Genomic DNA, 13466 nt, shown 5'->3' with positions numbered 1-13466 from the left:
CCCCTCCAGCTCTTTCATAGGTGCCCAGTTTGAAGGAGGAACCTAAAAACTATGGCTATCTCAGCCACCAGCACGTCACTCAACAAAGACCAGCGCGACCACGCGTGGGAACAATTTGGCCACGAACACTATGACATGGTCATCATCGGCGGAGGATCCGTCGGCGCTGGTACAGCACTAGATGCCGCGACTCGCGGGTTAAAAGTCGCCGTCATCGAAGCTCGTGACTTCGCCGGTGGAACCTCATCACGCTCTTCCAAAATGTTCCACGGCGGACTGCGCTACCTCGCCATGCTGGATTTCCGCCTCGTCGCCGAAGGCCTCCGCGAACGTGAACTCAGCATGTCTGGCCTCGCGCCACACCTGGTCAAACCACTGAAATTCATCTTCCCCTTGGAACACCGCATCTGGCAGCGCCCCTTCATGGCCTCTGGCTTCATGCTGTATGACCTCATGGGAGGCGCCAAGTCTGTCCCCATGCAGAAGCACTACACCCGCAAGGGCATGCTCAAACTCTCCCCCGGCCTTAAGGAAGACGCCCTCGTGGGTGGCGTACGCTACTTCGACACCCTCGTCGACGACGCCCGCCACACCATGATGGTGCTGCGTACCGCCGCCGAATTCGGCGCCACGATCCGCCCATCAACACAGGTCGTTGACTTCGAAAAAGATGGCGATCGCGTCACCGGAGCGACGATCGTCGATACCGATTCCGGCCGCACCACCACTATCCACGGATCCGTGTTTGTCAACGCCACCGGCATCTGGAACGACGAAATCGAAAAACTCGCCGGAGTCCAGGGCAAATTCCACGTTCACACCTCCAAGGGTGTCCACATCGTCGTCCCGAAGTCCGTCCTTCCCGGTGACGTCGCGTTGACCTTTGTCACTGAGAAATCCGTTCTCTTCGTCATACCGTGGGGTGACTATTGGATTATCGGTACTACCGACACCGACTGGACTCTCAACCTCGCTAACCCCGCCCCCACAAGGGCCGACATTGACTACATCCTGGAACACATCAATGCCAAGGTGAAGCGGCAAATTACCTACGATGACATCGTTGGCGTCTACGCAGGCCTGCGGCCACTGGTTGCGGGTTCCTCAGACTCCACAACGAACCTCTCCCGTAACCACGCCGTAGCCCGCGTAGCTCCTGGCCTTGTATCCGTTGCTGGTGGTAAGTACACCACCTACCGCGTGATTGGTGCAGATACCGTCGACGCTGCGAAAAAGGACATCCCCTTCGATGTTCCCGACTCTGTTACCACGAATGTTCCCCTCCTTGGAGCCGATGGCTACCACGCCCTCGCCAACCAAACTCCCCAGCTTGCACAACGACTTGGTATTTCCGAGACAACTGTCGACCACCTCCTCAACCGCTACGGCTCACTCATCTACGAAGTCCTCGCCCCCGCGAAGGATGATAAAACCCTGCTCGAGCCGATTCCGGGCGCTCCGACGTACGTGATGGCCGAAGCCCTCTACGCCGCAACTCACGAGGGTGCCGCACACCTCGAAGACATCCTTCATCGCCGTATGCGTCTCGGCATGGAATACGACCACCGTGGAGTCGACTCCGCAGAGGCAGTATCCACACTGGTTGCCGACGCCATGGGATGGGATGATAAAGCCCGAAGGAACGAAATTGAGGTCTTCACCATGCGCGTCGAGGCTCAAAAGAAAGCAGAAAAAGAACTCACTGACGAGGCAGCCAACAAGATCGAGGCCGAGGTAGTCGATACCCGACCCGATGTGGATACGACCCAGGATCGATGACATGCAAGCACTAAGTGGACCCCACGCCATGGGGTGGGAATTCTTCGGCACCATGCTGCTGATGCTGTTCGGAAATGGCGTGTGCGCCGCCGTGAACCTCCGGACATCCGCGGCACGTAACACCAACTGGCTCACTATTGCTGTTGGCTGGGGTCTTGCAGTGTTTATCGGCGCAAGCGTCGCTGATAAATCGGGTGGTCACCTCAACCCGGCCGTCACGCTGTCGTTGGCTATCGATCACAAACTAGAGTGGTCGCTCGTCCCCTGGTATTTCGGAGGACAGCTCCTCGGTGCAATGGCCGGCGCGATCCTGGCATGGGCGGCATTCAAGCAATTGTTTGATGCCAATAACCTGGATGATGACGGTAATGATGTCAAAGCAAATGCCACCACCCAGGGCATTTTCTTCACCGCCCCAGTTCATCCCAATAATTTCTGGAATATCGTCACCGAGTTCATTGCCACGTACTCCCTGTTAGCCTTCATCCTCCTTGGCCCATCCGGTGGCGATTTAGGACCGCTCAAGTACTTTGCCGTCTCATTCATTGTCATCGCTATCGGTCTGTCGGTGGGCACACCAACCGGTTACGCCATCAATCCGGTTCGTGACCTTGGGCCACGCTTAATGTATGCCTTTATCCTCCCCATCAAGGACAAGGGTTCTGCGCAGTGGGCATACGCGTGGGTCCCGGTCATCGGCCCCATGTTCGCTGCTATTGCTGCCGGTTTGACGGCTGTTGCTCTTGGATAGCTCACCGACCTTTATGCGCTCCGCTCGACTAGTCTTTGTCGTTCGGGGCGCGTTCGACTACTCCGCCTTCGCTGAAATGCACACTCTGATGTCGTAAAAAGGCAACAATAGAGCTAGGCCACCGCCACTCATCATGGTTGGTGGCGATGACGCACCACAATGACGATTACCCCGTACTTGTCCGACTACGAAACTATTGGAGATTCCATGCCTGAGAAATACGTCGCAGCTATCGACCAAGGAACCACGTCCACTCGCTGTATCTTTTTCCGTCACGATGGGTCCATCGCCACCATTGCGCAGTTTGAGCACAAACAGATCTTCCCCAAGAAGGGCTGGGTTGAGCATGATGCTAAGGAGATCTGGAACAACACGCGACGAGCCGCTGGTGAGGCCATGGCTGAGCTTGACATCTCCGTGAACGATGTCGTCTCGGTGGGGATCACCAACCAGCGCGAGACCACGGTGGTGTGGGACAAGACCACCGGTGAGCCCATTTATAACGCGATCGTGTGGCAAGATACCCGCACAAACGTCATTGCCCGCCGGCTTGCCGGCGATGAGGGCCCGGACCGTTGGCGAAAGACAACCGGTGTGCGTTTGAACTCGTATCCGGCCGGTCCCAAGATTATGTGGATCTTGGAAAATGTTGACGGTGCTCGCGAAAAAGCCGAGAAGGGCGATTTGCTTTTCGGCACGATTGACACCTGGTTGCTGTGGAACCTCACGGGTGGTGTTGAGGGCGATAATGGCGATCCTGCCTTGCACGTCACTGATGTGACCAATGCGTCTCGGACTTCTCTCATGGACCTTGAGACACTGCAGTGGGATGAGGACCTGTGTAAGGCAATGGATATTCCGATGTCCATGCTCCCCGAGATCCGCCCGTCGATTGGTGATTTCCGCACCGTTCGTGCCCGTGGCTCCCTCGCTGGTGTTCCTATCCGTGGTGTGTTGGGTGACCAGCAAGCTGCTATGTTTGGCCAGTGCTGCTTCCGCAACGGCGATGCCAAGAATACTTACGGAACCGGCCTATTTATGCTGCTCAATACTGGTGCAAAGCCGAAATGGAGCGACAATGGCTTGATCACCACCGTGTGCTATCAGATTGAAAATCAAAAGCCTGTGTATGCGCTTGAGGGTTCTGTCGCCATGGGGGGATCACTGGTTCAGTGGCTTCGCGATAATCTTCAGCTCATTCCTAACTCGCCGGCTGTCGAGAACATGGCGAAGTCTGTCGACGATAATGGCGGGGTCTATTTCGTCCCGGCGTTCTCCGGTCTCTTTGCGCCGCGTTGGCGTCCTGATGCGCGTGGTGCGATCGTCGGTCTCACTCGGTTTGCCAATCGAAACCATATCGCGCGGGCTGCTCTTGAGGCGACGGCCTACCAGACTCGCGAGGTTCTTGATGCCATGGTTCAGGATTCTGGGGTCGATATCACGGCGTTGAAAGTCGACGGTGGCATGGTGATGAATGAGTTCCTCATGCAGTTCCAGTCCGACATTATTGACGCTGATGTTGTTCGTCCCAAAAATATCGAGACGACGGCGCTCGGAGCAGCATACGCAGCTGGTTTGTCAGTGGGGTTCTGGGATTCGCTCAATGAACTAAAAGAGCAGAGCACAGTGGATAAGGTGTGGAAGCCAAAAATGGGGGATGACGAGCGCACACAACTCTATAGTGATTGGAATCGGGCTGTGGAGCGCACCTTCAATTGGGAGGAAGCGCCTAATGAGGTTCAGTAGCGTGAGTGGTATCTGGGTTTTCTCAGATTAGTGGCTATCCCGTGTCGTGGGATAGCCAGCGAATGGTGTTCTGTGGCGCGATGGCCACCGCCTGTTAGCACAATTCTTTTCATGGTTCATCGTGCTCGGGTAATCCATATATAAAAATTAATATTCTTAATATTAATGCGTGTTCATACTTTGCTCTAGATATATGTTGTAGCCTTACTGGCCTTTATGTTTTTCCTTCACGATCGCCTTTACTTTCGGGGATACCACTGGGCGACATGACATATCACATGTATCACCAACAACTCCTACCCCAGCACCCTCAATGCCCACATCGCGTATTCCTCTTATAATGCACACGCTATCCTAACCGGAAACATACTTTTCCGTAACTACACCAACACTCCCCCTTATGTGCACACTTCACCGTATGGGCGGAGTTTTCTCAACCTTCACGCCCCACCACCCCCTTAAATATGGTCATGGGCGACGTTTTACACCACAGTATTGGAGCCCCATTCGGGGGTAACATGTTTCATGTTCATTTCGCCATGCTTCTAGTGTGCATTAATATTTTTTACGAAGCTTTCTTCCGATAATATCGGCGAGGAAAATGAAAAATTATTGCCCGAAATAAATGAAATTCGCTCCGCACCGATGTGGTCACACAAACGATACATCTCGCAGCGCTTGTCATACTTCGTAATTTTTCATACACAATCGGCGATATATCCGTTAGCTCACAGAGGTCAGTTTCACATTAGCGAGAATCGTGAAAATGAACCCATCCGTTGTTCATCTCTTCCCTGACACGAGGTCAAAATGTCGTCACTTAAGAAGGCCAGCGGCGCCGCCGTCCTCTCACTTGCAGTCATGTTTGGTTCTGGATCTATCGCAGCTGCCGAACCTAACCCCAACGGAGTTGTTCGCAACTACAACACCTATCCAGGCCGCGTCACCGGCATGGTCGCCCCCAATGCGCAGGTCACTGACGGTACTTTTACGTCAACCGACGGCAAAGGAACCCAGATCTACTGGAAGAAGAACACGGTACCCAACGCTAAGGGAACCATCGCTCTCATTCACGGACTTGCAGAAAACCAGCAGCGCTATGACTACATCGCCTACCGTCTAAACCTGGCTGGCTACAACGTTTATCGCCTGGACCACCGCGGACATGGTCGCTCCGCAGAACCGTACAACAATGTCCACAAGGGCCTCATCGATAACTTCAACTTCGTCATGGACGATATGAAGCAGCTCGTGGACATGATCCACCGTGAACAATCCGGCAAGGTTGTCATGATGGGCCATTCCATGGGCGCAATAGCTGTCCAAATGTATTCAGTGCTCTACCCCGAGACCATCGACTCTACTGTGACCAACGGTGGCGGCATTCCGGTGAACATGTTCGGTCAGAACACTCTTATGCCGGAATACAAGCACGCTGACGGGCAATCATACCCATTCTTCATTGGCCCCTTCCTTCCCCACGATAGCAGGCGCCCCTTCGAATCAGTGGACTCCTTATTCGGATACAACGTTCAGGGTTTCTTAGATCACTTCGGGATCAAGCTCCCCGCTGATGCTGCAAAGCCCGTTGAATCACCTGATTTCCTCAAGGGCATCGACGTCCCTAACGCATTCAAGCTTGGCGTGGTGTCAGACCCCGATGTTCGTGATCAGTTATCCAACGATCCCCTCAACAGTAAGACCGTCAATGCGTCCACGCTCTACCAAATTGTTTCCTCATGGGTGTACACGAGCGCACATGCTAAGAACTACACAAAGCCGACGTTAATCATGCATGGCGATATCGATGGTCTCGTCCCCTATCCGCTGGACATCAACTGGTACAACGCAGTGGGCTCCACCGACAAACAGATGGTTCTGTGGAAAGACTCCATGCACGAAACCATGAGTGAACCATCCCGCGATGAAGTTATCGATCGAGCTATCGGTTTCATCGATAGTCACTAAGCGTCACGCTCATCATGATCATTCACGATCGGCAATGATGGTGGGCTATCCATAATCAAAATCGCCGGGCCCTTGTTCAAGGGCCCGGCGATGTACTGTCATTGTCCCGCGACTACAAGCCCAGGCGTATGCCCCGGGTGAATGCCGTGTATCAGGCACCCACACCAACAACCCACGCCTGCCGCATCTACTTCACAGGTGTGAGGACCTCTTGCCCAACAAATGGTTGCAGTGCAGCAGGAACTTTGACGGAACCGTCAGCCTGCTGATTATTCTCCAGAATGGCTACCAACCAGCGTGTTGTCGCCAAGGTGCCATTCAACGTGGCCGCAATCTGCGTCTTGTTATTGTCATCCCGATATCGCACGCCTAACCGTCGAGCCTGGAATGTCGTGCAATTACTGGTCGACGTCAACTCACGGTACGTGTTTTGTGTCGGTACCCATGCCTCAGTGTCAAACTTCCGGGCTGCTGATGAGCCTAAATCCCCACCGGCGACGTCAATAATGCGGTAGGGAACCTCGACGGCTGCCAACATGTCGCGTTCCATATCCAGCAGTTTTTGGTGCTCAGCCGCAGCATCCTCCGGCTTACAGTAACTAAACATTTCGACCTTATCGAACTGGTGGACACGAAGAATTCCGCGCGTGTCTTTACCATATGATCCCGCTTCACGGCGGAAGCAGGAGGACCAGCCCGCGTACCGTTGTGGACCGTCGGAAAGATCAATGATCTCTTTGCTGTGATATCCAGCTAATGCGACCTCGGAGGTTCCCACTAAATATTGGTTATCATCCTGGAGATAATAGATCTCATCAGCATGTTTTCCTAAGAAACCAGTGCCCGACATTGATTGCTGGTTCACAATAACTGGGGTAATCATGAGCTCAAAGCCGTGCTGAACAGCCTTCTGCGCTGCGAGTTGCAGCATACCAAGCTGCAATAGGGCGCCGGCGCCTTTCAGGAAGTAAAAACGCGATCCGGATACTTTCGCACCACGTTCCATGTCGATAATGCCCAGCGATTCGCCGAGATCAAGGTGATCTTTCGGCTCAAAGTCAAATACCGGCGGGCTGCCCACTTCGTCAAGAACGACGAAGTCATCCTCCCCACCAGCTGGTGCACCTTCAACAATATTGGAGATCTGCATCTGCAATTCATGAACGGCTGCTTCCGCAGCGCGCTGCGCGTTCTCTTTATTCTTAACAATGTCGGAGAGCTCTGTCCCCCGAGCACGAAGCTGCACTTTCTCTTCGGGGGAGGCATCGCGCATCTGCGTGCCCATCGTCTTAGTAAAAGCCTTATGCTCGGCACGAGCTACATCAGCGCAGGAAATAGCCTCACGTCGAGCCTGATCAGCCTCAAGAAGGCGATCAACTAGACCCGGGTCTTCACCACGGATGCGCTGGGATTCACGGACACGATCGGGGTCATCACGAAGCTGCTTCAGATCAATCACAGCATTAGCTTAATGGTTTTTACCCTGTCCAGGTCCAACGGGCCGTGGATCAAAGAAGTAAGGTACTTGGTAATAGTGGACGACAGATCACCATTGACCAGCGACCCCGGAAGTGAAGGTGACGCATGACACCGGTAGCCCGACGCTCCTCAGTCATTGTCGGCCTCGTCGCACTGTTCTGTGGCGGGTCCGCTGCAGGCACATTTACGTACATTCATGAGCACCACGCTGATGCAGCGTCAGAGACTCATCATGACGCTCGCGCTCACGAAAAGCCCTTCAGCGACGCCACCGATGGACAGTGCTTGGATTGGAAAACCGGAGCCGACGGCACTGTTTCTGATTTTCAAACCGTGGATTGCGCGAAGTCGCACCGTTTTGAAGTATCTCATCGTGAAGATTTGTCCTCATCCCCGACAAGTAAGTACGGGCCCAAGGATCCGATGCCTAATCGGGAGCGGCAATCCGAGTTGAGTGATGAGCTGTGTAAGGCGCCCACGCTCACCTATCTTGGTGGCAAATTCGACCCTGTGGGACGGTTTACTATTGCTCCGATTTTGCCGCCACAAAAATCATGGGATAACGGAGATCGCACACTGCTATGTGGTCTTCAAGTTCCTGATGGTGATGGGCATGCGGGTGCGGTGACCGGTAAAGCGGCTGATCAGGATCAATCTCTCGTCTTCAAACCTGGCGAATGCGTCGCAGTGACGGAAAACAACGAGGCCCAGAAGAAAAAGCCTGCGTATAAAGAAAATTCTGTCGACGCGACTGCACAGGTGGTGGACTGTAACGCTGACCATCAATATGAGGTCACTGACATCATTAACCTGGGAGAAAAATTCACGGATTTCCCATCCCCTGAAGCCCAGAACGAGTACCTCAATCAACGCTGTACGGAGTCCGTCACGGGCTTTGTTGGTGACGACGACAAGCTCTACAACTCCACCCTCGAGCCGTTCTGGACGACACTCACCGAAGCATCATGGAAAGGGGGCTCACGGCATGTCAATTGTGCCCTCGTCAAGACGGGAGATCACGACACCCTATCGGTACTGAAGGGCTCTGCGAAAGGCCCATTCACTATCAATGGCAATCCACCACCGCCACAACCCCCTCGTGCCCCTAAACGAGAGAAGTAGCCTCCGGTGGAACCCAGGTGTTGGAGCCGAGTGCGCATTTGTTAAAAACGCTCTGAAGCATGTGTTGTCCGTATAGACTCGGCTACGCCGGTGACGTGCCCCGTTTAATGTAGCGATTCGCACGTCTTCTGTTGATCCACACCAGGGAGGTGTACAGTGCCCGTCCCCCAATCCGATAGTGGCCAGCGTGCCTATAACAACGATCGAGCTCACGTTTTCCATTCGTGGTCTGCACAAGCTGATGTGGATCCGATCGTCATTGACTCTGCTCATGGTTCCTACATCGTCGATGCGGATCATAAAGAATATATTGATTTCTCCTCTCAGCTGGTGTTTACCAACATTGGCCACCAGCATCCACAAGTCGTGAAAGCTATTAAGGAGCAGGCGGATCAGCTGTGCACCATTGCCCCTGCTTATGCCCATGAGAAGCGTTCTGAAGCTGCGCGCCTGATCACGTCATATTTGCCGGATAACCTCAATAAGGTGTTGTTCACCAATGGTGGGGCGGATGCTGTGGAACACGCTATTCGCTTGGCACGCCTGCATACCGGGCGCTACAAGGTACTCTCACGCTTCCGCGGGTATCACGGTGCGACACAGACCGCCATGAATGTCTCAGGTGACCACCGTCGCTGGAAGAACGACTATGGAACCTCCGGGGCGGTGCACTTTTTCGGCCCGTTCCTCTACCGCAGCCAATTCCATGCGACGACTGAGGCTGAAGAATGCCAACGTGCTCTCGAGTACTTGGATAACCTCATCGCGTTTGAGGGGCCAGATCTCTTCGCCGCGTTCATCATGGAATCAATCCCCGGTACTGCCGGCATTATGCCGCCCCCGCCCGGTTACTGGCAGGGCGTACGCGAGATTTGTGACAAGTACGGCATTGTCATGATTTGCGATGAAGTCATGGCTGGTTTCGGTCGAACAGGACACTGGTTTGCCTTTGAGGAGTTCGATGCGAAACCGGACCTGGTGACGTTCGCGAAGGGTGTGAACTCTGGTTATGTCCCGTTGGGTGGGGTCGCGATCTCTGACGAGATTGCTGCCAGGTTTGATTCCACGCCCTATCCGGGCGGGTTGACCTATTCCGGCCATATTCTTGCGACCTCGGCTGCAGTGGCCACGATCACTGCGATGGAGGATGAGGCGATGGTGGATAATGCCCGTCGCCTTGGCAATGACCTCTTCGGGCCTGCACTGCGTGACATGGCAGCCAAACACCCCAGCATTGGTGATGTCCGTGGCCTTGGTTGTTTCTGGGCTATCGAATTGGTGAAAGATCAGGAGACCCGCGAACCATTGGGAGCCTACGGCACGACCGCACCCGAGGTGAAGGAACTGGTTGCCGAGTGCCGAGAGAACGGCCTGGTGGTGTTCCACAACATGAATCGTATCCACATCTGCCCGGCCCTCAACATCCCTGACGATGTTGCACGAGAAGGGCTTGCAATTCTGGATAGAGCGTTGACCGGTGTGGATCAGAAGATGGCCGTCCAGTAGCGCCCTCATCAGTAGCGAATGGCCAGCGCGGCATCCCCTCACATCGATCACTACGCGCTGGCGCTGCCCATACAACGAACCATTGGAGACCGATACGAATGACCTCCCCGTCTACTGTTCCGTCCACGAGCCGATCAGATGCCACCAAGCCTGTCGCTGTTGTCACGGGCGCCAGCTCGGGTATCGGTGCTGCGTCCGCACGCGCACTAGCCGACGCGGGTTACACCGTGTATATCGGCGCGCGGCGTATCGAGAAGCTTCGTGATGTTGCTGACAACATTGATGCGGTACCGTTGCCGCTGGATGTGACCGACCAGAAGAGCGTCGATGAGTTTTGTGAGAGCATTCCGCGCTGTGATGTGTTGGTCAACAATGCGGGTGGTGCGCATGGCACAGAATCCATTGCTGAGGCCAAGATTGAGGACTGGCAGTGGATGTACGACACGAATGTGTTGGGCACGCTGCGTGTCACGCGGGCCCTGTTGCCGAAGATTGAGGCCAGTGGTGACGGGCAGGTCATCAATATCAGCTCGATTGCTGGGCACGAGCCGTATCGTGGTGGTGGCGGGTATAACGCGGCGAAGCACGCGGTTGCGGCCATGACACGTGTGCTTCGTCTGGAACTGTTGGGCACACCCGTGCGCGTGTGTGAAATATGCCCTGGCCTGGTAAATACCGAGTTTTCTATGGTCCGCTTCGATGGTGACAAAGAGAAAGCTGATGCTGTCTATCGTGGCCTCGAGCCGATGGTGGCTGATGATATTGCGGATGCTGTCACCTGGATTGCAACGCGTCCGTCACGGATGAATGTTGATCAGATCACCATCATGGCGCGCGATCAGGTCTCGGCACAGCAGGTGCATCGACGTGAGGGATAACGGGCTTGCGCCTTGGGCCCCACGTTTGAGGGGGTGGCTGTCCCTCGTAGAATCACGTACAGCTTGTGCCGTGTACGTTGTCTGATATGGCAAAGAGTACGTTGAAGTTGAAAAATGCTAAGTATGTCGACACGGCGCCGATTGTTGCTACGGGGTTAATTGGCGGGTGGATTACGGCGCGCGAGACGGGCATCCGTCCGCTCGGTGGTGTGATCCTCGGCGCGGCTGGTGTGTACGCTGGGCGTACCTGGCTTGCGAAACGGGGGCCAGCTAAGGCGGGTGTTCTTGGTGCTACGTATCTGGCGGCGTTCGGGGCGTCGCACCCGTTAGCTAAGAAAATGGGGGCCTGGCCGTCCGTTCTTACGGTCACAGCGGTGACAGCTGCGGCGTCGTACGTCGTCTCCGATATGTGACATTGTCGTCCTCACGTTGCCTGCTGCGCGTGGTGTCGTCGGCTACCGCGCGCACAATCGTAAAAAATTTTTGAAAAAATTCTCCGCTTGCACTTGACGATTCCCCCCAAAAGAACTTACTCTACCGTAGCTTGATAGTGCAGACTATGACGTACCTGTCACTCGTGGAACCACACCCGAGAGGCTTCCACGTCCACGCTCTCGACTGATCCATTAGGGCTACATTCTGCACGCCCAGCACAGGAACACAACAGTGCGACAACGCAATAGCGCAACAGCTCAGCACAGCAAGAATGCAGACGCTCAGCAACGCAGTACAACAGCGCAATGCAAAGGACGACGCTATGGAATACACCGAATTAGCCGACTACCCAGTACCCACCGGAAAACTGTCATCATGGCACTTCACAGCTGATGAAAACCAATGGGCCGAGGACGAACGCAGCCTTTCCATCAACCACGAAGACCATCTGCGCGACATACTCCGCGAAGAAAAAAACCAGGCACACCATGACCTCCGCCATGTCTCTGAAGACTGGATCGGTGGCGCCTTCGTCATCCACCAGCCCCTCGATACAGAAGCCTTCCGCGAAGCACTCACCACCTGGTTTGGCCGCCATGAGACCTACCGAACAACCGCCACCGCCCACGAAGACAACGACGGTACGACCACGTTCACTCGGTACACCATGGGACCTTCAGCCGTGCATGTCCGCCGAAACGATATCGGTATCTACACCAACGATCAGCTCGTGCGCCATGAAATCCACCGGTATTTCGCCCACGAAGTCAATGGCATCGGCTGGCCCCACATTGCCGTTACCACCATTGAACCAGTGACACTGTCCATCACTGGCCAGCCAGCTGATGAGTTCACTGTCATTTTCGCCGCTGATCACTCGGTGATGGACGCCTACACACAGCTCCTCACCATCGCAGAAGTCACCGAACTCTACTCCGCCGCCCGTGAAAAGCGTGAATCAAACTTGCCACCGGCGGGTTCCTATATTGATTTCTGCGCCGGCGAACGTGCCGTCACGGAAACAGAGTCGTCCCGGGACAATGCGGTCGAACAGTGGAAAAACTTCTTCGGGCGGACAGATGGCCAACCAATGCCACCCGTCTTCCCGCTCCCGGTCCACCCCCACACGACGACACCACAGCCAATGCAGCAACAACGCAGCCTATCGACGTGGCTGCTGGGTGAGGAGGATGTTTCTCTTCTGGGTGCACGGGCCAAGGACAACGGTGGGTCCACCAAATCTGCCCTCCTCACCGCTCTCAAACTTGCCCTGACGGAACTGGCACCGGTGGAGTCGGCACGGTACATCATGCCCATGCACACCCGCTATGAACCGAAGTATATGTTGTCGGCTGGGTGGTTTGTGGGTCTCACGCCCGTCGATGACCCGCTCAATGGCGCGACAAGTTTTACTGAGGCCTTCGAGGACACTGTCGCGGCCACCAAACTCCATCGTGATTTGTCGGTATACCCGTATGCCGCTGTTTGCGATGAGCTCGGTATCACCGAGCCCCCACGATTTGTTGTGTCCTACGTTGACACACGCTTTATTCCCGGCGCCGATGCGTGGACCGAGCGGGAACGCGTTCTTCGTAGTTCTGTGATGAGCGATGACGACGTCTACATTTGGCTTAACCGCGCCAATGGTGGGCTCAATGTGTCCATGCGTTACCCGAACAATCCTCAGGCTGAAGAATCGGTTTCGGCATTCCTGTCACGGTTCACGACCATACTTACTCAGGTGATCGAAACAGGTGACTACACGGCTACTGTGCTTGTCACAGCCTAAGTGTCCGTCGACA

Annotated in this window: 10 protein-coding genes; 9 read left to right on the top strand and 1 reads right to left on the bottom strand. The window is 54.9% G+C overall.

Annotated features, from left to right (window positions below; all coding sequences use genetic code 11):
- The first annotated feature begins 51 nt into the window (after nucleotides 1–51).
- The 4 genes from V5S80_RS08905 to V5S80_RS08890 all read left to right on the top strand — a co-directional run bounded on the left by V5S80_RS08905 (nucleotide 52) and on the right by V5S80_RS08890 (nucleotide 6244).
- Nucleotides 52–1779, top strand: a complete 1728-nt coding sequence (locus tag V5S80_RS08905; RefSeq protein ID WP_395170413.1) for an FAD-dependent oxidoreductase — start codon at nucleotides 52–54, stop codon at nucleotides 1777–1779.
- A gap of 1 nt (nucleotide 1780) precedes the next feature.
- A complete protein-coding gene (locus V5S80_RS08900) occupies nucleotides 1781–2530 on the top strand; it encodes an MIP/aquaporin family protein (RefSeq protein WP_395170412.1) in 750 nt (249 codons plus the stop codon).
- 207 nt (nucleotides 2531–2737) lie between these two features.
- Nucleotides 2738–4276 (top strand): glycerol kinase GlpK, encoded by a 1539-nt coding sequence (gene glpK, locus V5S80_RS08895; RefSeq protein ID WP_395170434.1) that lies wholly within the window; start codon nucleotides 2738–2740, stop codon nucleotides 4274–4276.
- An 810-nt stretch (nucleotides 4277–5086) separates the two neighbouring features.
- Nucleotides 5087–6244 (top strand): alpha/beta fold hydrolase, encoded by a 1158-nt coding sequence (locus tag V5S80_RS08890; protein ID WP_395170411.1) that lies wholly within the window; start codon nucleotides 5087–5089, stop codon nucleotides 6242–6244.
- A gap of 187 nt (nucleotides 6245–6431) precedes the next feature.
- Here V5S80_RS08890 and serS read toward each other — a convergent pair whose 3' ends face one another.
- Nucleotides 6432–7703 (bottom strand): serine--tRNA ligase, encoded by a 1272-nt coding sequence (gene serS / locus V5S80_RS08885; RefSeq protein ID WP_395170410.1) that lies wholly within the window; start codon nucleotides 7701–7703, stop codon nucleotides 6432–6434.
- 125 nt (nucleotides 7704–7828) lie between these two features.
- On the opposite strand from serS, the gene V5S80_RS08880 reads away from it, so the two are divergent.
- The 5 genes from V5S80_RS08880 to V5S80_RS08860 all read left to right on the top strand — a co-directional run bounded on the left by V5S80_RS08880 (nucleotide 7829) and on the right by V5S80_RS08860 (nucleotide 13453).
- A complete protein-coding gene (locus V5S80_RS08880; RefSeq protein ID WP_395170409.1) occupies nucleotides 7829–8845 on the top strand; it encodes a septum formation family protein in 1017 nt (338 codons plus the stop codon).
- Nucleotides 8846–9001: 156 nt separating this feature from the next.
- Nucleotides 9002–10351: an aspartate aminotransferase family protein gene (locus V5S80_RS08875; protein ID WP_395170408.1), complete on the top strand. Its 1350-nt coding sequence runs from the start codon at nucleotides 9002–9004 to the stop codon at nucleotides 10349–10351.
- 98 nt (nucleotides 10352–10449) lie between these two features.
- Nucleotides 10450–11229 carry an SDR family NAD(P)-dependent oxidoreductase gene (locus V5S80_RS08870; protein ID WP_395170407.1) on the top strand — a complete coding sequence of 260 codons (780 nt, stop codon included), beginning with the start codon at nucleotides 10450–10452 and terminating at the stop codon, nucleotides 11227–11229.
- 86 nt (nucleotides 11230–11315) lie between these two features.
- Nucleotides 11316–11642 carry a hypothetical protein gene (locus V5S80_RS08865; protein ID WP_395170406.1) on the top strand — a complete coding sequence of 109 codons (327 nt, stop codon included), beginning with the start codon at nucleotides 11316–11318 and terminating at the stop codon, nucleotides 11640–11642.
- Between the two features lie 293 nt (nucleotides 11643–11935).
- A complete protein-coding gene (locus V5S80_RS08860; protein WP_395170405.1) occupies nucleotides 11936–13453 on the top strand; it encodes a condensation domain-containing protein in 1518 nt (505 codons plus the stop codon).
- Nucleotides 13454–13466 lie beyond the last annotated feature (13 nt).

The sequence above is a fragment of the Corynebacterium sp. PCR 32 genome, from assembly GCF_037464985.1.
Taxonomy (GTDB): domain Bacteria; phylum Actinomycetota; class Actinomycetes; order Mycobacteriales; family Mycobacteriaceae; genus Corynebacterium; species Corynebacterium kroppenstedtii_D.
Note: the sequence above shows the minus strand (reverse complement) of the source record. Positions and strands in the feature narration are given on the sequence as shown.